Raw genomic sequence first — 20,367 nt, forward strand, 5'->3', positions numbered from 1 at the left:
CACGTTGATAGGCTGCAGATGTAAAGGCAGTAATGTCACAGTCGAGCAGTACTAATAATCCGTAAGCTTATGCACACCCTTTTCCTCCCGAGCAATCGGGAGGAGAGAACTTTCTAAAAAAACTCTTTGTTTCTTTATCCCAGTATGTTAAGATATTGTCTGATTGATAATTTACAATTGATAATTAACAGTCGGAAGCTGCTTGCAGCGAATAGCCTTAAGGTGGTTATTGCGGCGGGGCTCACCTCTTCCCATCCCGAACAGAGAAGTTAAGCCCGCCAGCGCAGATGGTACTGCAGTCATGTGGGAGAGTATGTCGTCGCCTTTCTTTTATAAAACCCTGTTTTACAACGGGGTTTTTTATTCTAATCTTCATTTATAGGAATATAAGTGAAAATGGTACCTTAGCTCAGATGGTAGAGCAATGGACTGAAAATCCATGTGTCCCTGGTTCGATCCCTGGAGGTACCACATATTATTGCTCGGATGGTGAAATTGGTAGACACGCTGGACTTAAAATCCAGTGAACAGCAATGTTCGTGCGGGTTCAAGTCCCGCTCTGAGTACTAAAACTTCAATTAGCTTTGCTAGTTGGAGTTTTTTTTTGCATTAAATTGAGTTAACAGGTTAATTTTTATATTTTTACTTTGCCAAATTAAATTTGCAAGCTATGCAAAATGTTTTTCTTAAGGATGATTGCGATCAATTTATAAGTAGAGTTAATCTGCTTACGCCTCATACACAGCCACTTTGGGGTAAGATGTCTGTTGATCAAATGTTAGCTCACTGTAATGTTACGTATGAAATGGTTTATGATGATATTCATCCTAAACCAAATGTTTTTATGAAACTTTTACTAAAACTGTTGGCTAAAAGTAAAGTAGTGAGTGAATCTCCTTATCCAAAAAACCTTAGTACAGCTCCGCAATTTATAATTAAAGGTGATCGCGATTTTGAATTGGAAAAAAGCAGGTTGGTTTCTTATATCCAAAAAACACAAGAATTAGGAGAAAAAGAATTTGAAGGTAAGGAATCTCTTTCTTTTGGAAAATTGTCTTCTAAAGAATGGAACAATATGTTTGCAAAACATTTAGATCATCATTTCTCTCAATTTGGCGTTTAAACTATATTATAGCGATGAAAAGTTACACTATTATCTTTTTTCTTCTTTTAGGACTATCATGTAATGCTCAGAAACAAGAAGTTCAAAAATGCATTGAATCTTTTTTTGAAGGGTTTCATCAGAGGGATTCATCAAAGATTAAATTAGTTTGTGCTGATAAAATGATATTGCAATCCATTAGCGAAAGCACAACTAAAGGGAATAAACTGTCTAATGAAAGCACAAAAGAATTTTATAAATCTATTGCATCGATTCCTCTAAACATGAAATTTCAAGAAAAAATATTAAGTTACAATATTCAGATTGATGGATCAATGGCTCACGTCTGGGCTCCTTATGAATTTTATTTAAATGAAAAATTCAGCCATTCTGGAGTAAATACTTTTACTTTATTTAAAGAAAAAGACGAATGGAAAATTATCTACTTGATTGATACAAGAAGAAGATAATTAGTTTTTGATTACCACAGTATTATAGTACAAGCAAATATCGGTTAAGACACATTCAGGACATTTAGGTTTTGGTCTGCAAATTTCTCGGCCATGAAACGAAATTGCCATTCCGATTTCTGACCAAATATTCTCTGGAAGGACTTGCATTAAGTCTTTTTCTACTTTATTTCCGTCTTTGCTTTCCTTTATAATTCCGATTCTGGGAGCAACGCGTATAACATGTAAGTCGGCAATAATGCCTTCCGCAGGTTTATTGGCTTCTCTTAAAATGACATTCGCAGATTTTCTCCCAATTCCTTTTAAAGCAGTAAGATCGGACATATTTAAAGGAATATCGGTATCATTTTTAATGATTTTAGCAATTTCTAAAATCCATTTTGCTTTTGTAGAATGATTACGGACTTTAGTTACATAAGATGTAAAAGTTTCTAGGTCGGTTTGAGATATACTTTTTAATGTTGGATATTTTTCGAATAATTTTGGCGCTATAGTATTTATATTGGCATCAGAATCTTGCGCAGAGAGAATAACCATGACAAGCAATTGATAAATGCTATGATATTCCAGAGGATGTTTCTTTCCTTTATATTTTTTTAAAATGGGCTTTAATTTAATTTCCCAATCTGCATTTTCTCCAAATAAATCCATTTTTGATTCTCTTTAATGTTGAAATTGATATAGTTAATTATAAAGTTAACTGATTTTAATGAATTCAAGAATTTTTTTAATAACATTTTGATTGCCGAGTATTTTTCGATGACCAAGGCCTTCAGTTAAAAATAAAGAACCATTTTCAAGGTTTTCATTGATATGTATTCCAGCTTTCACAGAAACTTCAGGATCATCTTTATCATGTATGACTAGAACAGGAGTTTTTATTTTTTTGGCAGCTTTATATGCTGAAAAATCATCCATTTTAACCTGATACATATTTTCAAAATAATCTCTTAAATGAATGCTGATTTCTTTCTTCAATCCTAATTTAAAGGTAAATTCATCTAAAATATCCTGAACAATATCGCCGCTTCCTATAATTATTGCTTTTTCAACTTTAAGCCCATCTTTAATAGAATTAAGAACTGACATACCCCCTAAAGAATGTCCGATCGCAATTTCAAAAGGGCCAAATTGTTTTTCTATTTCTAATATAGAAGCTATAAATTCAGACATTATTGTGGTCTTGCCTTTTGATTTTCCATGTGCTGGTGCGTCAAAACTAACTGTAGAATATCCATTTGCTAAAAGTTCATCAGCAATCTTAAATAGTTGAGTTCCTCTTCCAGACCAGCCGTGAACCAATAATACTTTGCTCGGACTTTGCCCATAGGTGTACGTAACTACGCTTTTATCGATTTCAGGAATGTAAATTAATTTTTGAATGCTTTTAGCATCCATTTCTAATTCCCGTTTGGGAACTTTATGTTTTATAGGTGTTGTAAAGATTTTTGCTGCAAATTTTGTAACTAAATTTGTCGAAATAAATGCGCAAATTTTCGCAGAAATTATAATAATCTTAGGAATTTTTAATGATTTAGTAGGATTAGTTGCCTTTTTTGCCATTTCAATAAAACTTATTTAAACTAAGGGTTTTTGCTTGTTTTTTGCTAAATTTAGAAAACATAAAAGTAGTATTTAAATGATTGCTTCTTATCTATAATCATAAATTAATTTCTTAAATGGAAATATTTCATATTAGTGCAGAATGCTATCCTGTGGCAAAAGTTGGAGGCTTGGGAGATGTAGTTGGTGCATTGCCAAAATATCAGCAGTCTGCTGGACATGAAGTTAGAGTTGTAATTCCTTGTTACGACACAAAGTTTAGGCACGAAAATGATTTTGAATGTGTCCATTGGGGTACAGTTCAATTAGGAGATTTTAATTTTCCGTTCAGCGTTTTAAAGGAAACAACAGATAAATTAGGTTATGAACTGTATTTGATAGAAATTAATGAATTATTCAATCGTCCGAATGTTTATGGCTATGAAGATGATATAGAAAGATTTTTGTCTTTTCAGATTGCTACACTCGATTGGATTATAGCACGAAATAAAATTCCAGATATTATTAATTGTCATGATCATCATACTGGAGTTATTCCGTTTTTGCTGCAATTTGCTTATAAATATAAGAATTTGAAGAATGTAAAAACTGCCATAACAATTCATAATGGTTTGTATCAAGGATGGTTTGGTTTTGATAAGTCATATTATTTGCCAGAATTTGATTTAAAACATGTTGGATTTTTAGAATGGAGTAATTCAATTAACTCTCTAGCTGTAGGAATTAAATGCGCAAATGCTGTGACTACAGTTTCTCCAAGTTATTTAGATGAAATTAATATTTCGGCAAATGGTTTAGAATCATTGTTTAATTCTGTTAGAAACAAATCCAAAGGAATTCTAAACGGAATCGATATTGAAGTTTGGAATCCGATAAAAGATAAAATGATTGCAGAAAATTATTCGATTGAAGATTTTGAAATAGGAAAACAGAAAAATAAAGAAAAACTGTGTGAAGAATTTGATTTAGATCCTTCAAAGCCACTCTTTAGCTTTATTGGAAGATTGTTTGAAGAAAAAGGAGGCGATTTGCTTCCGCATGCTTCCGCTTTGGCTTTGTCAGAACATTTCGAAGAAATTAATATTTTGATTCTGGGGTCAGGAAATGCTTCAATTGAATCCCAGCTGACTCAGTTGCGAAATGATTATAAAGGAAATTATAATGTTTTTATAGGTTATAATGAAGAATTGGCACATTTGATTTATGCAGGTTCAGATTATATTTTAATGCCTTCTAGAGTTGAACCATGCGGGTTAAATCAGATGTATGCGATGCGTTACGGGACAATTCCGATTGTTAGAAGAACTGGAGGATTGAGAGATACGGTTATTGATTTTGGTGATGAAGGAAATGGAGTTTGTCATGATCAAGCTTCTGTGGCTGATATATGCTATTCAATAAATCGTGCTGTTAGGTTGTATGAGGATAAAATAAATTTCAATAAGGTTTTAAAAAGAGGAATGTTAGCAGATCATTCCTGGGAAAGAGTTTGCCAAGAATATATCGAAATATACAACTTAATAATTCAGCAAGATGAAATTTAAAAAGAAAAATGTAGTCGCCATTATTTTAGGAGGTGGACAAGGTTCACGTTTATTTCCATTGACAGAAACAAGATCAAAACCGGCGGTTCCGATTGGAGGAAAATATCGTTTGGTTGATATTCCGATTTCTAATTGTATCAATTCTGATATTTTTAAAATATTCGTTTTAACACAATTCAACTCTGCGTCTTTAAATGCTCACATTAAAAACACTTTTAATTTTAGCATTTTTAGCCAGTCTTTTGTTGATATATTGGCTGCTGAACAAACTCCAGACAATCCAACTTGGTTTCAGGGAACGGCTGATGCTGTGAGACAATGTATGTCGCATTTTTTGAAACACGATTTTGATCACGCTTTAATTCTTTCTGGCGATCAATTATATCAAATGGATTTTAACGAAATGCTCGAAGCTCATATTGCAGCTGATGCTGAAATTTCAATTGCCACTTTACCCGTAAACGCTAAAGATGCTCCTGAATTTGGAATTCTTAAAACCGATCACGAAAACAATATTCATGCGTTTATAGAAAAACCTCATGCTTCTTTATTGCCAGAATGGGAATCTGAAGTGAGCGAGCAAATGCAGGAGAAAGGCAAAAAGTATCTGGCTTCGATGGGGATTTATATTTTCAATAAGTCATTGCTTGTAGAATTAATGGCTGACCAAGAAACAAAAGATTTTGGTAAAGAAATTATTCCGCAGTCGGTTGGTAAACACAAAATCTTAAGTTATCAATATGAAGGATATTGGACTGATATTGGAAATATTGAATCGTTTTTTGAAGCGAATATTGGTCTAACAGCAGATATTCCAGAGTTTAATTTGTTCGATAATGAGAATAAAATCTTTACGAGACCAAGATTACTGCCACCATCTAAATTTAGAAATTCAATTATCAATCAATCTTTAATTTCGGAAGGTTGTATTATTAATGCTAAAGAGATCAAAAGCTCTGTAATTGGAATTCGTTCCAGAATTGGAGAGGGGACCGTTTTGGAGAACTGTTACGTCATGGGAAATGATTTCTATCAAGATCTTGACGAAATGAACCATGAAAGCAGTATTAATAAAATTCACGTTGGAATTGGCGAAAACTGCTTTATTAAAAATGCTTTAATCGACAAAAATGTGCGTATTGGAAACAATGTTCACATTAGCGGAGGAAAACATTTAGACAATTTTACTAATGAATTGTATAGTATAAAAGATGGTATTGTCGTTGTCAAAAAAGGTGTAACGCTTTCAGATAACTTTAGAATTGAGTAAAACCTGAATACAATATAAAAATTCCAAATTCCAAATTCCAATCGCCATAAAAACCAAACATGACTAAAGTAATAGCACACTCTCTTTTTACCGATTTTGATATAGATTTATTCAAAGCTGGAAAACACTTCAGATTATATGAAAAATTAGGAGCTCATTTAACTGAGGTGAACGGAGTTAAAGGTGTTTACTTTGCAATTTGGGCCCCAACTGCGCAGTCGGTTTCTGTTGTTGGCGATTTTAATTATTGGATTCAAGGCGAACATAATCTAAATGTGCGTTGGGATTCTTCTGGAATATGGGAAGGATTTATTCCTGATATTTCAAAAGGAACGCTTTATAAATATAAAATCCAATCTAATATAAATGGTGTAATTACCGAAAAAGCAGATCCCTTTGCGCTTTACTGCGAAAAACCGCCTCATACTGCTTCTGTTGTCTGGGATTTGGATTATAAGTGGAAGGATGAAGATTGGATGCAGAAACGTCAGGATTGTAATGCATTGGATAAACCCTATTCGGTTTATGAAGTGCATTTGGGGTCGTGGAGAAGAGCAGAACATAATCGGTTTTTGACTTATCTCGAACTTGCAGATGATTTAGTAAAATATGTAAAAGAAACAGGCTTTACGCATGTTGAGTTTATGCCAATTATGGAATATCCTTATGACCCTTCTTGGGGCTATCAACTTACAGGATATTTTGCACCGACTTCGCGTTTTGGTAAACCGCAGGATTTTATGGTTTTGGTCGATAGATTGCATCAGGAAGGAATTGGAGTCATTTTAGACTGGGTTCCATCGCACTTTCCTGATGATGCTCATGGTTTAGGCTTTTTTGATGGTTCGCATTTATATGAACATCCAGATCGCAGAAAAGGGTATCATCCAGATTGGAAAAGTTTGGTTTTCAATTATGGAAGAAATGAGGTTCGGGCCTTTCTAATTAGTAACGCTGTTTTTTGGCTTCAAAATTATCACATCGACGGACTTAGAGTTGATGCTGTAGCGTCTATGCTTTATTTGGATTATTCTAGAAAAGATGGAGAATGGGAAGCTAATATTTTTGGAGGAAGAGAAAATCTTGATTGCATTAGCTTTCTTAAAGAATTCAATGAAGTAATCTATTCTAATTTTGATGGAATTCAAACTATTGCAGAAGAAAGCACTTCTTTTCCGATGGTTTCCAGACCCACTTCTATAGGAGGTTTAGGTTTTGGAATGAAATGGATGATGGGCTGGATGCACGATACTTTAAAATATTTTCAAAAAGAAACCATCTACAGAAAATATCATCAGAATGAATTGACTTTTTCGATGACGTATGCTTTTACTGAAAATTTTATGCTTCCATTTTCGCATGACGAAGTGGTATACGGCAAAAATTCCCTTATTTATAAAATGCCTGGTGAGGAATGGCAACGTTTTGCAAATTTAAGATTGCTGTATGGTTATATGTTTACGCATCCTGGCACAAAACTTCTGTTTATGGGAGCTGAACTTGGTCAAACTTCTGAATGGAATTTCGAACAAAGTTTAGACTGGCATTTGCTGCAATATGGTTTTCATTCTGGAATAAAAAAATTGATTACAGATTTGAATCAATTGTATAAATCGCAGCCTGCGTTGTACGAAAAGCAATTTAGTGGCGATGGTTTTGAATGGATTAATTATTCAGATCACCAAAATGCGATTTTATCTTACATACGAAAAGGGAATAATCCTAATGAGAATTTGATTGTGGTGTGCAATTTTACTGAAGTTGTTCGAGAAAATTATAGAATTGGTATTCCTAAAAAAGGCAAATTGAAAGAGATTTTTAATAGCGATGCCACAATTTACGGTGGAAGCGGTGTTGAAAATTCTAACGCATTAAAAATAGAAACAGTTGCTTATGATGGGAGAGATTTTTCTGTCGCATTAATTTTACCTCCTTTAAGTGTTACTGTGTATTCTTTGATTGAATAAAAAATCTGCAACTAAGATTTTGTCATTATATCGTTTCAAAATTATCAAATTGCTGTTTTTTTGTTTTGTAATTTGAAACTCATTCAGAAAAAACGTTTTCGTGAATAAACCTTTTATTCATAGGGCATTACGAACTTTTTTTGTATGTTTGAATAGAAGGAAAATGTTAAATTAATTCATTTGAGATATGATTACAAACACATCATTAGAATACAAAGGCGATTTATACCCATCAAAAATTGTCTCTTATGAACATGAAGGAGATTCTATTTTCTTTAATACCGACAACAAAGTAATTTTAAAAGTTACTGTTCTTCGTGATAGTTTAATCCGATTCCGTTTTACTACAAAAGGTTATTTCAGCAATGACTTCTCATATGCTATCGATAAAAGCCAGCTTCACGGTTATAATTTTTTAGAACTTACGGAAGAAGAAACCTATTTCCAGATTAGGACTAGCAAAGTAAAATGTAAAATCCAAAAAGCAGATCTTCGTCTTTCCATTTATGATTTAAACGATTTTCTTATTCTAGAGGATGAACTTGGTTTTCATTGGGAAGAAAGTTATGAATATGGCGGAAACATTGTAAAAATGAGTAAATATTCTAAAGATGGTGAATGTTATTACGGTCTTGGAGATAAAGCGACTCAAATGAATCTTAAAGGCAAAAGAGTAGAAAATTTTGCTACAGATCAATATGCTTACCAAAAAGATCAGGAACCTTTATATAAAGTTGTTCCGTTTTACATTGGCTTGCACAACAAACAATCGTACGGAATATTTTTTGATAATACCTTTAGAACTTTCTTCGATTTCTGTCAAGAAAGAAGAAATATTACCAGCTTTTGGGCAGAAGGTGGCGAAATGAACTATTATTTCATTTATGGCCCTCAAATGCAGGACGTTGTAACCACTTACACCGATTTAACGGGTAAACCAGAATTGCCGCCACTTTGGGTTTTAGGCTACCATCAATGCAAGTGGAGTTATTATCCTGAAAGTAAAGTAAAAGAAATCACATCAAAATTTAGGGAACTTCAAATTCCGTGTGATGCCATTTATTTGGACATTGATTATATGGATGGTTTTAGATGTTTTACTTGGAACAAAAACTATTTTCCAGATCCAAAGAAAATGGTCGCTGAATTAGCCGAAGATGGTTTTAAAACTGTTGTAATTATAGATCCCGGAATTAAAATTGACAAAGATTATTGGGTTTATAAAGAAGCTTTAGAAAAGGATTATTTCTGCAAAAGAGCCGACGGTCCTTATATGAAGGGAAAAGTCTGGCCAGGCGAATGTAATTTTCCTGATTATACAAATCCCGCAGTTAGAGAATGGTGGGCAGGTTTATTTAAAGAATTAGTTTCGGAAATAGGCGTAAAGGGAGTTTGGAACGACATGAATGAACCTGCAGTAATGGAAGTTCCAAATAAAACATTTCCGATGGATGTGCGTCATTTTTATGATGGAAATCCGTGCAGTCATAGAAAAGCACATAATATTTACGGAACACAAATGGCAAGAGCAACTTATCATGGAGTTAAACGATTTGCTTATCCGAAACGTCCGTTTGTAATTACAAGATCGGCTTATTCTGGAGCACAGCGATATACTTCTTCTTGGACAGGAGATAATGTGGCCACTTGGGAACATTTATGGATTGCAAATATACAAGTGCAGAGAATGTCCATTTCGGGAATGGGATTTACTGGTTCTGATATCGGAGGATTTGCAGAACAGCCTTCAGGCGAGTTGTATGCCCGTTGGATTCAATTAGGTGTTTTTCACCCTTTTTGTAGAACGCACTCTTCAGGAGATCACGGAAATCAAGAACCATGGTCATTTGACGAAGAAGTGATTAATATCACTAGAAAATTTGTTAGTCTTCGCTATCAATTGCTTCCTTATTTATATACCATGTTTTGGCAGTATATTGAAGAAGGAGTTCCGATGTTAAAACCACTCGTTTACTTTGATCAGGACGATACGCAGACGCATTATCGAAACGATGAATTTATTTTTGGAAATCAAATTTTAGTTTGTCCAATACTTGAACCTAACGCTGTAGGTAGACGTATGTATATTCCTAGAGGTGAATGGTATAACTACTGGACAAATGAGCTTTTTATTGGCGGAAGAGAGATTTGGATTGATAGTAAATTTGATGAAATTCCTGTTTTTGTAAAAGCAGGTGCCATTATTCCTAAATATCCAGTTCAGCAATATGTGGGCGAGTTAGAATTTGATGAATTGATACTTGACGTTTATTATAAAAATGGTAAAGAGCAGTCGGCAGTTTACGAAGATGCTCAAGATGGTTATGATTATAAAAAAGGACGTTATAGCTATTTGTCATTTAGAAATATAGGGAAAGAAAAGGAACTTATTATTCAGGTTCACAAAGAAGGGAAATACGAAACACCATACTCGAAATATAAAATCAATTTAATTGGACTTCCATTTAAAGTTACGGAAATTGAAATTGACAATGAAAAAATTGAGTTTGACGAAATTAGTTTCGAGCAGAATAATTTCTTATTGGTTGATAAAGAGTTTAATGAGCTTCACATTATTGGTGAATAGTCAAATTTTGATAATTTTTTGATTTATCGTATAAAACATTTTATATTTTTTAATCGTATTTTTGTTATAAAAATAGCTCGAATTATGAAAAAATATGTGTTTTTAGGGGTTTTTGGAGCACTTATTATGGGTTGCGCAACAAATCCAATTACGGGAAAACAAAATTTGAATTTTGTTTCGAATAGCGAATTATTTCCATCTTCTTTTCAGCAATACAGCCAGTTTTTAAATGAAAACAAAGTTATTACTGGAACTGCAGATGCAAAACTTGTTGAAACTGTAGGGTTTAAAATAAAGGCAGCTGCGGAGAGATACTTAAATTATTTAGGTCAGACACAATACTTAAAAGATTATCGTTGGGAATATAAATTGGTTGATAATAAAGAAGTAAATGCATGGTGCCTTCCAGGAGGCAAAATTGTGGTTTATTCTGGAATTCTGCCAATTACACAAAACGAATCAGGTTTGGCAACGGTAATGGGGCATGAAGTTTCTCACGCATTAGCAAATCACGGTGCGCAAAGAATGTCTGCGGCACAACTACAGCAAATAGGAGGTGCAGCTTTAGGAGCAGCAACTAGCGGAAAATCTGAAGCGACCCAGCAGATATTTGCACAAGCATACGGAATTGGTTCTGAGGTAGGAGTTATGCTTCCATTTAGCAGAAGCAACGAAAGTGAAGCTGATAAAATTGGTTTGACTTTGATGGCAATTGCAGGTTACAATCCAGATGATGCTGTAGCTTTTTGGAGCAGAATGGCGGCGAAATCAGGTGGTTCAGGAACTCCAGAATTCATGAGCACTCACCCTTCTGATGCTACAAGAATTGCAAATATTAAAGCTTTAATTCCCGAAGCAAAAGCAATTGCATTAAAAGTAGGGACTATTAAATAAAATATATTTTTAGGATAATTCAGAAAAGCTATTCATTACGAATGGCTTTTTTGTTTATAATTTATTAATGAACGAATTAGATAATTTGTATTTGATTATCATAAAAAATAGATAAATTCGTAGCCTATTTAACAAACCATTTCTATGAAAAACCTACCAAAAGGAGATAAGAAGCTTTTAAATGCTTGGGCATTTTATGATTGGGCAAATTCAGTTTACACACTTACAATCGCTTCGGCAGTGTTTCCAATTTTTTATGAAGCGTTATTCAGTGATCGTGATCATTACATTGATGTTTTTGGTCTTCACCTAAAAAATTCAGCATTAATTAGTTTTATCACAGCAGCGGCCTTTTTGGTTGTATCTTTTATTTCTCCTTTATTATCGGGTATTGCCGATTATGTTGGTAACAAAAAATCCTTCATGAAATTTTTCTGTTATGTGGGAGCTTTGTCATGCATGGGGTTGTATTGGTTTGATCTTGAAAATATTTATGTTGGACTAGCATTTTATTTCCTTGGATTATTAGGATACTGGGGAAGTTTGGTTTTTTATAATTCATATTTGCCAGATATCGCTTTTGAAGAACAGCAAGATAGAATTAGTGCAAAAGGATATTCTTTAGGTTACATTGGAAGTGTTCTTTTGTTGGCTATCAATTTATGGATGATAATGGGAGCTGAAAATGATGCTGCAAGAATGGAAGCTATGCGTTATTCTTTTGTAATGGTAGGAGTATGGTGGATTTTATTTAGCCAGTACACTTATTATTATTTGCCAAAAGGAAGTAAAGAAACAGGACAGAAACTAACAAAAGCTGTTGTGTTTAATGGTTTTAAAGAATTAAAAAAGGTTTGGGCATTATTACAGGAAAATATTCCTTTAAAGCGTTACTTAGGAGGTTTCTTTGTTTCCAGTATGGCGGTTCAAACTGTAATGCTTGTAGCGACCTATTTTGGAGCGCAGGAAATTCAGTGGTCTTCAAAAGAAGAAAGTACAATAGGTTTAATAATTTGCATTTTATTAATTCAGATTGTAGCTGTTTTTGGAGCACTTTTAACTTCTTATGCTTCTTCTAAACGGGGTAATATTCCAACTTTGATTTTTATTAATGCGATTTGGGCAGTTTTCTGTGCTTTAGCTTACTTTATAACATTGCCGACACACTTTTATGTTATGGCAACGGTTGTAGGATTTGTAATGGGTGGAATTCAAGCTTTATCACGATCTACATATTCTAAATTATTGCCAGAAACAGAAGATACAGCATCATTCTTTAGTTTTTATGACGTGGCTGAAAAGGTCGGAATTGTAATTGGAATGTGTGTTTACGGAATTATTGATCAGATTACAGGAAGTCCGCGCGCGGCTATTGTGATTTTGGCGATATTCTTTGTAACATCAATTTTCCTTTTAAGAAGAGTACATAAAAAAGACGTTTCAAATTAATTGAAACGTCTTTTGCAACAACCAATATCACGAATTGCAAGAATAGTTTGACTGATGATTTCTTTTGTATTCGTGATATTTATAATAATCAACCTTTTGTAATAGTTCCAGATCCAGAAACTTTTACATCTCTTTTTTCAGGATTTCCAATATATTTTATATTTCCAGAACCAGCAACTCTAGCTGTTATGCTTTCATCACAAGTTACTTTGCTGTTTCCTGAACCAGAAACGTTAGCTTCTACAATTTTAGATTTTAAGCTCGAAGCGTCAATATCACCAGAACCAGAAAGTTTGGTTGTAAGCTTAGTTGCAGTCCCTTTTAAATGAATATTTCCGGAGCCGCTTACATGCAATTCTAAGTTATTAGTATCAACTGGAAGAGTTAAATTTCCTGAACCTGCTAATTTTAGTGCTAGATTATCATTTTTAATGACATCTTTCGACTGAATATCTCCTGAGCCAGCTAAACTCAATTCTGAAATTTTCTCAAATGGAACGGTAACTTGAATTTTATTGCCTGAGCTTGTACGTATTTGAGTTCCTTTTTCAATATAAATTTTTAACGATTTATCTTCAACTTCTACTTTGATTGCAGATAATAAATTTTCTTCTCCTTTTATGGTGATTTTCCCTTCTTTGCCAGACACCAAGTCTACATCAAAGAAACCTGCTATTTTAACTCCATCATAATCTCCTGTGCTTCTAGTTTCAGAAACTACTTTTCCGTTTCCTTGAAGTTTGATTTTGTCTTGCGCATTTATATTGCTAATTGTGCAAAGTATAAATGCTAATAATAAAATTGATTTTTTCATTGTTTTGATTTTTAGATGATTATTTTTTTGTTAGCGAAATATTCCCGTAGTTGGAAGTAATATTGATTTTGTTCTGGCCTTTTTTCTTGTAGAAGCCTGCAATTCTCTTGCTGTTGCTTTTAATTTCAGTAACAGAAAGTTCTAAAGAATTATCATGTTTGATGTTTGTATATTTTCCTGATATGTCAAAGTCAAAAGCGTAGTTTGGAACATAGCCAATTGTAACGTCAGTATATCCGGAGTTTATCGTAATATTTCCAGCTTTTTCGGTCACAGTTCCTATGCTGATTTTACTGTAATTGGTATCATAACTAAAATTGCTTGAGATTTCCCCAATAATAAAAGTCAAATAATTTCCAGAACCATTTAAAGAATTGATTTTTTGAAATTTAAGTGTTCCGTAGTTGCAATCTGCTTTAATGTTTTGGCCGTCATTTAAATTGACATCAGTATAGCTTGCATTTAGATTCAGGTTTCCAGAATCATTAATTTTAAGATTTGAATATCTCGCATCGATATTTCCTGCTTTTATATAGTCTATACTCGAATTTTGGCAGTACTGAATCGATATTTGATTATTAGATCCGCTTAATTTTCCTAAAGTAACTTTCCCGTATTTACAGTCTATATCTGTAGAAGATTCTGCATTCGGAATAGAAATATTACCGTATTTATTTGCTAGTTTAATCGTTCCGTTTTTTGGAATTTTAATAACATAGTTAATTTCAAAACTGTTATTACTTCCTTTGCTTTTAATATTTGAACTTCCAAGCGTAGTTACTGCGGTTACCATACTTTTAAGAGCTGTGATATCCACATCTATGCTGTTTAAGCGCTCGTTTACCCAATTTTCGTTTGGGCCATTTACTTTTATGGTAATATCAAGATCAATTTTATCTTCATCCCAAGTAGTTACAGTAATATTACCATATTTATTGTCTACATCAATTCCTGCATTTGAGTTTACGATATACGTTTTTTTAATTGTTTTTTGTTTGGTGACAAAAGCGTCATCATTTGAAAATCCTAAAAGAGGAATCAAAAGAAATAAGATGAGTAAGTTATAATGTTTTTTCATTAGAGGTGTTTTTTAGTTTTTCGTTGTCTTCAATTCTTTTCAGAACGGTTTGCAAAAAAGAAATACGCGTTTGAAGATTACTAATCATCGCATAAATAATTTGTTTGTTCTCGCCATTTTTTTGCAATTCATTTATGATTTTTTGATAATCAGCGTCAAAAGTTTTCATCTGCTTCATAGCGTCATTAATAATCTGCTGATTTTCTGGCGAATTTTTCTCTTTCAGTTTAACCAGTTCGTTGTCAATTAGAATGTTGAAAATAGAATCGGTGCGTTTAGTCTCTTTAGAAGCAAATTTGAATTCTTTTGGTTTTTCATTTTTATAAAAAATAGATATTCCAAGCATCAATACGATCGAAGCGGCAATAGCAGTCACGAACCAATATCTTTTCTTAGGCTCTTTTTTGTTTAATTTTTGAAGAAAATCCATTTGGTGATCCGGATTTAATTTCTGAATATCCCATTGGTTTTCAAATCTGTTGAATAATTCGTCTAAGTTGTCTTTTTCATTTTTCATAATTCCAATTCATTTTATATCTCTTCCAATTTTTTTCTCAAACTATCTTTTGCTCTGCTCAAGGTTGTTCTGCAATTTGCGTATGTGATGTTTAAAATTTCGCAGATTTCTTCTTGATCATAACCTTCTATATAAAAAAGCGTCAGCACCATTCTGTAATTATCTTTCAGCTGCAGAATTGTATCTAAGACTTGTTTTACTTTCAGAGAGTTTAAGTCAATATTATCAGAAATAATTCCGTCGTTTTCTTCAATTTTATAAAGCTGTTTACTTAAATCTTCTACTTGAAAAGAGTTATTTTTCTTGTAAAAATCGATGCTATAATTGATGATTATTTTTTTTAACCATGCTCCAAAAGCCACTTCTTGTTTATAGTCATTGATTTTTGTAAAAGCTTTTAAGAAACCTTCTTGCATGACGTCTTGTGCAAAATGTTCGTCTTTTACAATACGAAAAGCCACATTATACATCGCCTTACAATAGCGATTGTATATTTCAAACTGCGCTTTTTGGTTATTGTTTTTACAAAGCGCAATTAGTTCTTCGATATTTTGGTTGTTTATATTCAAGTAGTGGCTTTTGGTTTTTAATATAGACTTGGCTTTTTTTTGTTTGTTACAGTTTTGATAAAAAAATAAAAAATATTTTTTGATTTTACGTAATGCCGTAAGGTATAATACATTCGTTGCTATAATTTCACATAAAATTTTAATACCAAAAACAAATTCAATTATGAGAAAACTAAAAAAATGCTTTGCAATCCTGTTTGTTATGACAGGACTTATGTTCAATTCATGTAGCAGTGATTCTGAAGAAACTGCCGGAGAATCAACAGGAGATTATTGGCCTTCAAAAGTGGGAAATCAATGGGTCTTTGACCAAGATGGATCAGAAAGCACGGTAAAAATTGAAAGTTCATCTAATAAAGACGGCAATACGTATTATAAATTTAATCAGCTATTCGGGGCTACCGAAGAAGTTTCTGGAACCGCTGGTGCTTCACTAAAAAAAGTAAGGGGAGATTACTATGTAAGTATAGACGAAGTTACTTACAATGCAGAGGGAATAACTGGTAAAATGACAGGTTACGAATTTATCATTTTTAAAGATTATTTAGAAGTGAATCAAACTTGGGAAGGTAGCTATTCACAAGAAACAACTTTTAATATACCTAATTTTCCATCTATTAAAATGAATGTAAAATATACAGGAACTATCTTAGAAAAAGGAAGCATAAAAGTGAAAGAGGTAACTTATAATAATGTTGTTAAATTTAAATTTCATTTAGAAGCTTCAACGCAAGGGCAAACTTCTTCATATGATACTTACTATTGGATTGCTAAAGATGTCGGAATTGTAAAATTAGAGTCATCAGGAACTACTTCAGAACTCGTTTCGTACTCTTTGAAATAATAGCAGAAATAATATGTTAAAAAACCCGAAAAAAGATTTTCGGGTTTTTTATTTTCTAAACTGTACAATCGATTGTATTTTGAAATTGCTTAATTGGAATTATTTGTACTTTAAGTTTGTTTTGGCATAATGATTGTCTATTTTTATGCCCTATCTTGTAATTGAAAAACGAAACCTGTTTTCAGTAAAAACTTCAATAAGCTATACTCTTTTTACGGATAGTATTAAAAATTTAATGACAAAACGACTTATATTTTATTATGTCAAACCATAAAATACTTACTATTGACAATCTGTCACTTCAAGAATTTGACTCAGAGGCAGAATTAATTCCATTGTTGACACCAGAAGACGAGGAGGAAATGAATAATGAAGAACTTCCTATTTCGCTTCCAATTTTACCTTTACGAAATACGGTATTGTTTCCTGGGGTTGTTATCCCAATTTCTGCCGGAAGAGATAAGTCTATCAAATTAATTAATGATGCTAACGCAGGCGGAAAAATTATTGGTGTTGTATCTCAAATTAATGAGGAAGATGAAGATCCATCAAAAGATGATATTCATAAAGTAGGAACTGTAGCGCGTATTTTACGTGTACTTAAAATGCCTGACGGGAACGTTACGGTTATTCTTCAAGGGAAAAAACGCTTCGAAATTGACGAAATTGTTTTAGAAGAGCCTTACATGACAGCAACAATCAAAGAAGTTGCAGAAGAACGTCCAGACGAAAATGATACTGAATTTACAGCGATTTTAGACTCTGTAAAAGAATTGGCAATCCAGATTATTAAGGAAAGTCCAAATATTCCTTCTGAAGCTACTTTTGCAATTAAAAATATTGAAAGCCAATCGTTTTTGATAAACTTTGTTTCTTCAAACATGAATTTGTCTGTAAAAGAAAAACAAGGGCTTTTATCGATAAACGGATTAAAAGAACGAGCTTTAGAAACTTTACGTTATATGAATGTTGAGCTTCAAAAATTAGAATTGAAGAATGATATTCAGTCAAAAGTTCGTTTTGATTTAGATCAGCAGCAAAGAGAATATTTCCTTCACCAGCAAATGAAAACCATTCAAGAAGAATTGGGAGGTGTTTCGCAGGAAGAAGAAATGGACGAAATGGGGCAGAAAGCGAAAACCAAAAAATGGGACGAAAAAACGCAGAAACATTTCGAAAAAGAATTGTCTAAAATGCGCCGTATGAATCCGCAGTCTCCAGATTTCGGAATTCAGCGTAATTATTTAGAGCTGTTTTTAGAATTGCCTTGGGGCGAATATTCTAAAGATAAATTTGATTTAAAACATGCACAGAAAGTTTTAGATAAAGATCATTTTGGTCTTGATGAAGTAAAGAAAAGAATGATTGAGCATTTGGCAGTTTTGAAATTGCGAAATGACATGAAATCGCCAATTATATGTTTAACAGGGCCTCCAGGAGTTGGTAAAACTTCTATCGGGCGTTCTGTGGCAGAAGCTTTGGGAAGAGAGTATGTGCGTATTTCTTTAGGCGGTTTACGTGACGAAGCGGAAATTCGCGGTCATAGAAAAACGTATATTGGAGCGATGCCAGGACGTATCATTCAGAGCTTAAAAAAGGCAGGTACATCAAACCCTGTATTTATTTTGGACGAGATTGACAAACTATCAAGCGGCAATAGCGGCGATCCATCTTCAGCTTTATTGGAGGTTTTGGATCCTGAGCAAAACAATGCATTCTATGACAATTTCCTTGAAATGGGATATGATTTGTCTAAAGTCATGTTTATTGCTACTTCAAATAATATGTCTGCTATTCAGCCTGCTTTGCGTGACAGAATGGAAGTAATCAAAATGTCAGGCTACACCATAGAGGAAAAGGTTGAAATTGCTAAGAGACATTTGTTTCCAAAACAATTAGAAGCTCACGGTTTAACTGCAAAAGATTTAACTATTGGCAAAAAACAATTAGAAAAAATCATTGAGGGCTATACTAGAGAATCTGGCGTTCGTAACTTAGAAACTAAAATTGCTCAAGTTATCAGAAATGCGGCAAAATCGGTTGCAATGGAAGAGGAGTACAACAAAAAAGTTACAGATGAAGATATTGTAGCAATTTTGGGAGTGCCAAGATTGGAACGTGATAAATACGAAAATAATGATGTAGCAGGTGTAGTAACAGGTTTAGCTTGGACAAGTGTTGGAGGAGATATTTTGTTTATCGAATCTTTAATTTCTGAGGGGAAAGGTTCATTGAGTATTACAGGAAACCTTGGAACTGTAATGAAAGAATCTGCTACAATTGCATTAGAATACATTAAAGCAAATGCCAAGAAATTAGGTATTAGTACAGAGCTTTTCCAGAAATACAATATTCACTTGCACGTTCCAGAAGGAGCAACTCCAAAAGACGGACCAAGTGCTGGTATTGCAATGCTTACTTCATTAGTTTCTCTTTTAACTCAGAAAAAAGTAAAGAAAAGCTTGGCCATGACAGGTGAAATCACTCTTCGTGGAAAAGTGCTTCCAGTTGGTGGAATTAAAGAGAAAATCTTGGCTGCCAAAAGAGCTGGAATTAAAGAAATCATTCTTTGCCACGAAAACAAAAGCGATATCGATGAAATAAAAGCTGAATACTTAGAGGGATTGACTTTTCATTATGTTAAAGAAATGAGCGAAGTTTTAGCAGTTGCTTTGACTGATCAAAAAGTTAAAAATGCTAAGGATTTGAAATAAAAAAGTTTATAAAGTGAAATATTTGAAATTCCAAATTCCATCTGAAAATTTTCAGCTTTGGAATTTGGAATTTTTATTAAATACAGAATTAGATGAAAGTAGTTCCTCAGCTTTTGTATCAACATAAAAATGTTAAAAAAATTATGGTTAATGGATTGTCGTGTATTGTTCATAAAACCATAGACACAATTGATACTAATACAGATCATTTTGTTGCCTCACATGTTTTATCGGTAGTGCTAAAAGGGAAGCTAAGCATAAAAACATATTATGATGAAGAACAATATTATGTGACTCAAAACCAAATGGTGTTTATTCCTAAAGGAAGGTATATGATTTCAGATGTTCTTGCTAAAGATGGGGAATTTGAAGGACTCTTTTATTTTTTTGAAGAAGAGATTATAAATGACTTTTTACGTGAAATAGATGTAATTACATTATCAAACAATAAACCTTCTTTGGTTTTGGAATATTCTGATCGTGTGAAAGATTTTACAGAATCAATTTTAAAAATTTACACAGAAAATGCAGGTAAAAATGTAGTTAAATTGAAACTTTTAGAATTATTGTATCTTATTTATAACTCATCTCAGCAAGAACATTTAATTCATGTTTTAACTTCTTTAAATAGTAGACAGAAAAGAAATCTAGAAGATTTGATGCTAGAAAATTTTTCAAAAGCACTGAATGTAAATGATTATGCTTTTTTAGCTGGAAGAAGTGTTTCATCATTCAATAGAGATTTTCAAAGGAGGTTTAAGATTCCGCCTAAAAAATGGATAACGAATAAACGTTTAGAGAAGGCTACTGGTCTATTAAATGATTCTAATATGAGTATAGAACAAATTGCTTTAGAAGTTGGGTATGAAAACGTCTCCTATTTTATTTATTTGTTTGGAAAACATTTTGGAGTTTCTCCGAAACAATTTCTTATTCAAAAAAGAACTAACAAAATTTTGAACTAAAATTGATACTTCTGAGAATT

At 33.0% G+C, this 20,367-nt stretch carries 17 protein-coding genes, 2 tRNA genes and 1 rRNA gene; 14 read left to right on the forward strand and 6 right to left on the reverse strand.

What is annotated here, in order from left to right:
- Nucleotides 1-218: 218 nt before the first annotated feature.
- The 5 genes from rrf (at nucleotide 219) to BLP44_RS07945 (ending at nucleotide 1,572) form a co-directional block, all read left to right on the forward strand.
- A 5S ribosomal RNA gene (gene rrf, locus BLP44_RS07925) occupies nucleotides 219-328 on the forward strand.
- A gap of 70 nt (nucleotides 329-398) precedes the next feature.
- A tRNA-Phe gene (locus tag BLP44_RS07930) sits at nucleotides 399-471 on the forward strand.
- 9 nt (nucleotides 472-480) lie between these two features.
- Nucleotides 481-566, forward strand: a tRNA-Leu gene (locus tag BLP44_RS07935).
- Between the two features lie 104 nt (nucleotides 567-670).
- Entirely contained in the window at nucleotides 671-1,123 is a 453-nt protein-coding gene (locus BLP44_RS07940; protein WP_008468880.1) for a DUF1569 domain-containing protein, read from the forward strand.
- A gap of 14 nt (nucleotides 1,124-1,137) precedes the next feature.
- Nucleotides 1,138-1,572: a nuclear transport factor 2 family protein gene (locus BLP44_RS07945; RefSeq protein ID WP_008468881.1), complete on the forward strand. Its 435-nt coding sequence runs from the start codon at nucleotides 1,138-1,140 to the stop codon at nucleotides 1,570-1,572.
- On the opposite strand, the gene BLP44_RS07950 is transcribed toward BLP44_RS07945, so the two are convergent.
- Both BLP44_RS07950 and BLP44_RS07955 read right to left on the reverse strand, forming a co-directional pair.
- Entirely contained in the window at nucleotides 1,573-2,223 is a 651-nt protein-coding gene (locus tag BLP44_RS07950) for an endonuclease III domain-containing protein (protein ID WP_091131427.1), read from the reverse strand.
- Nucleotides 2,224-2,268: 45 nt separating this feature from the next.
- Entirely contained in the window at nucleotides 2,269-3,135 is an 867-nt protein-coding gene (locus tag BLP44_RS07955) for an alpha/beta hydrolase (protein ID WP_091131430.1), read from the reverse strand.
- Between the two features lie 116 nt (nucleotides 3,136-3,251).
- On the opposite strand from BLP44_RS07955, the gene BLP44_RS07960 reads away from it, so the two are divergent.
- From BLP44_RS07960 to BLP44_RS07985, 6 genes are all read left to right on the forward strand, one after another.
- On the forward strand, nucleotides 3,252-4,679 hold the full coding sequence (locus BLP44_RS07960) for a glycogen synthase (RefSeq protein ID WP_091131434.1): 1,428 nt from the start codon (nucleotides 3,252-3,254) through the stop codon (nucleotides 4,677-4,679).
- The gene (locus BLP44_RS07965) at nucleotides 4,669-5,949 is read left to right on the forward strand and encodes a glucose-1-phosphate adenylyltransferase (protein ID WP_008468885.1); all 1,281 of its coding nucleotides are present in this window, start codon (nucleotides 4,669-4,671) and stop codon (nucleotides 5,947-5,949) included. Before BLP44_RS07960 ends, BLP44_RS07965 begins: the two co-directional genes overlap by 11 nt.
- Before the next feature lie 59 nt (nucleotides 5,950-6,008).
- A complete protein-coding gene (glgB, locus tag BLP44_RS07970; RefSeq protein ID WP_091131438.1) occupies nucleotides 6,009-7,916 on the forward strand; it encodes a 1,4-alpha-glucan branching protein GlgB in 1,908 nt (635 codons plus the stop codon).
- Nucleotides 7,917-8,103: 187 nt separating this feature from the next.
- Entirely contained in the window at nucleotides 8,104-10,503 is a 2,400-nt protein-coding gene (locus tag BLP44_RS07975) for a glycoside hydrolase family 31 protein (protein ID WP_091131441.1), read from the forward strand.
- Nucleotides 10,504-10,587: 84 nt separating this feature from the next.
- A complete protein-coding gene (locus BLP44_RS07980; protein WP_008468888.1) occupies nucleotides 10,588-11,397 on the forward strand; it encodes a M48 family metallopeptidase in 810 nt (269 codons plus the stop codon).
- A gap of 144 nt (nucleotides 11,398-11,541) precedes the next feature.
- Nucleotides 11,542-12,846: an MFS transporter gene (locus BLP44_RS07985; RefSeq protein WP_091131444.1), complete on the forward strand. Its 1,305-nt coding sequence runs from the start codon at nucleotides 11,542-11,544 to the stop codon at nucleotides 12,844-12,846.
- An 88-nt stretch (nucleotides 12,847-12,934) separates the two neighbouring features.
- Here BLP44_RS07985 and BLP44_RS07990 read toward each other — a convergent pair whose 3' ends face one another.
- Genes BLP44_RS07990 through BLP44_RS08005 form a run of 4 tightly spaced genes read right to left on the reverse strand, consistent with a single transcriptional unit; the run spans nucleotide 12,935 to nucleotide 15,824 of the window.
- Complete coding sequence (locus BLP44_RS07990) at nucleotides 12,935-13,660, reverse strand: head GIN domain-containing protein (RefSeq protein WP_091131448.1); 726 nt, start codon at nucleotides 13,658-13,660, stop codon at nucleotides 12,935-12,937.
- Between the two features lie 19 nt (nucleotides 13,661-13,679).
- Nucleotides 13,680-14,738: a hypothetical protein gene (locus tag BLP44_RS07995; protein ID WP_091131451.1), complete on the reverse strand. Its 1,059-nt coding sequence runs from the start codon at nucleotides 14,736-14,738 to the stop codon at nucleotides 13,680-13,682.
- A complete protein-coding gene (locus BLP44_RS08000; RefSeq protein ID WP_091131455.1) occupies nucleotides 14,722-15,255 on the reverse strand; it encodes an anti-sigma factor in 534 nt (177 codons plus the stop codon). Before BLP44_RS08000 ends, BLP44_RS07995 begins: the two co-directional genes overlap by 17 nt.
- Before the next feature lie 14 nt (nucleotides 15,256-15,269).
- Nucleotides 15,270-15,824, reverse strand: coding sequence for an RNA polymerase sigma factor (locus BLP44_RS08005; protein WP_035692164.1), 555 nt, complete (start codon nucleotides 15,822-15,824; stop codon nucleotides 15,270-15,272).
- A 163-nt stretch (nucleotides 15,825-15,987) separates the two neighbouring features.
- Here BLP44_RS08005 and BLP44_RS08010 point away from each other — a divergent pair, with 163 nt between their 5' ends.
- From BLP44_RS08010 to BLP44_RS08020, 3 genes are all read left to right on the forward strand, one after another.
- Nucleotides 15,988-16,668, forward strand: coding sequence for a TapB family protein (locus tag BLP44_RS08010; protein WP_091131456.1), 681 nt, complete (start codon nucleotides 15,988-15,990; stop codon nucleotides 16,666-16,668).
- 260 nt (nucleotides 16,669-16,928) lie between these two features.
- A complete protein-coding gene (gene lon / locus BLP44_RS08015; RefSeq protein ID WP_091131460.1) occupies nucleotides 16,929-19,382 on the forward strand; it encodes an endopeptidase La in 2,454 nt (817 codons plus the stop codon).
- Nucleotides 19,383-19,474: 92 nt separating this feature from the next.
- The gene (locus BLP44_RS08020) at nucleotides 19,475-20,347 is read left to right on the forward strand and encodes a helix-turn-helix domain-containing protein (RefSeq protein WP_091131464.1); all 873 of its coding nucleotides are present in this window, start codon (nucleotides 19,475-19,477) and stop codon (nucleotides 20,345-20,347) included.
- Nucleotides 20,348-20,367 lie beyond the last annotated feature (20 nt).

The organism is Flavobacterium anhuiense (assembly GCF_900101855.1).
Taxonomy (GTDB): domain Bacteria; phylum Bacteroidota; class Bacteroidia; order Flavobacteriales; family Flavobacteriaceae; genus Flavobacterium; species Flavobacterium anhuiense.

Coding starts and splice junctions, on each gene's coding strand:
- BLP44_RS07990 (WP_091131448.1), bottom strand. CDS start 13,660: ATGAAAAAATCAATTTTATTATTAGCATTTATACTTTGCACAATTAGC.
- BLP44_RS07945 (WP_008468881.1), top strand. CDS start 1,138: ATGAAAAGTTACACTATTATCTTTTTTCTTCTTTTAGGACTATCATGT.
- BLP44_RS08000 (WP_091131455.1), bottom strand. CDS start 15,255: ATGAAAAATGAAAAAGACAACTTAGACGAATTATTCAACAGATTTGAA.
- BLP44_RS07985 (WP_091131444.1), top strand. CDS start 11,542: ATGAAAAACCTACCAAAAGGAGATAAGAAGCTTTTAAATGCTTGGGCA.
- BLP44_RS07940 (WP_008468880.1), top strand. CDS start 671: ATGCAAAATGTTTTTCTTAAGGATGATTGCGATCAATTTATAAGTAGA.
- BLP44_RS07960 (WP_091131434.1), top strand. CDS start 3,252: ATGGAAATATTTCATATTAGTGCAGAATGCTATCCTGTGGCAAAAGTT.
- BLP44_RS07950 (WP_091131427.1), bottom strand. CDS start 2,223: ATGGATTTATTTGGAGAAAATGCAGATTGGGAAATTAAATTAAAGCCC.
- lon (WP_091131460.1), top strand. CDS start 16,929: ATGTCAAACCATAAAATACTTACTATTGACAATCTGTCACTTCAAGAA.
- BLP44_RS08010 (WP_091131456.1), top strand. CDS start 15,988: ATGAGAAAACTAAAAAAATGCTTTGCAATCCTGTTTGTTATGACAGGA.
- glgB (WP_091131438.1), top strand. CDS start 6,009: ATGACTAAAGTAATAGCACACTCTCTTTTTACCGATTTTGATATAGAT.
- BLP44_RS07995 (WP_091131451.1), bottom strand. CDS start 14,738: ATGAAAAAACATTATAACTTACTCATCTTATTTCTTTTGATTCCTCTT.
- BLP44_RS07955 (WP_091131430.1), bottom strand. CDS start 3,135: ATGGCAAAAAAGGCAACTAATCCTACTAAATCATTAAAAATTCCTAAG.
- BLP44_RS07975 (WP_091131441.1), top strand. CDS start 8,104: ATGATTACAAACACATCATTAGAATACAAAGGCGATTTATACCCATCA.
- BLP44_RS07965 (WP_008468885.1), top strand. CDS start 4,669: ATGAAATTTAAAAAGAAAAATGTAGTCGCCATTATTTTAGGAGGTGGA.
- BLP44_RS08020 (WP_091131464.1), top strand. CDS start 19,475: ATGAAAGTAGTTCCTCAGCTTTTGTATCAACATAAAAATGTTAAAAAA.
- BLP44_RS07980 (WP_008468888.1), top strand. CDS start 10,588: ATGAAAAAATATGTGTTTTTAGGGGTTTTTGGAGCACTTATTATGGGT.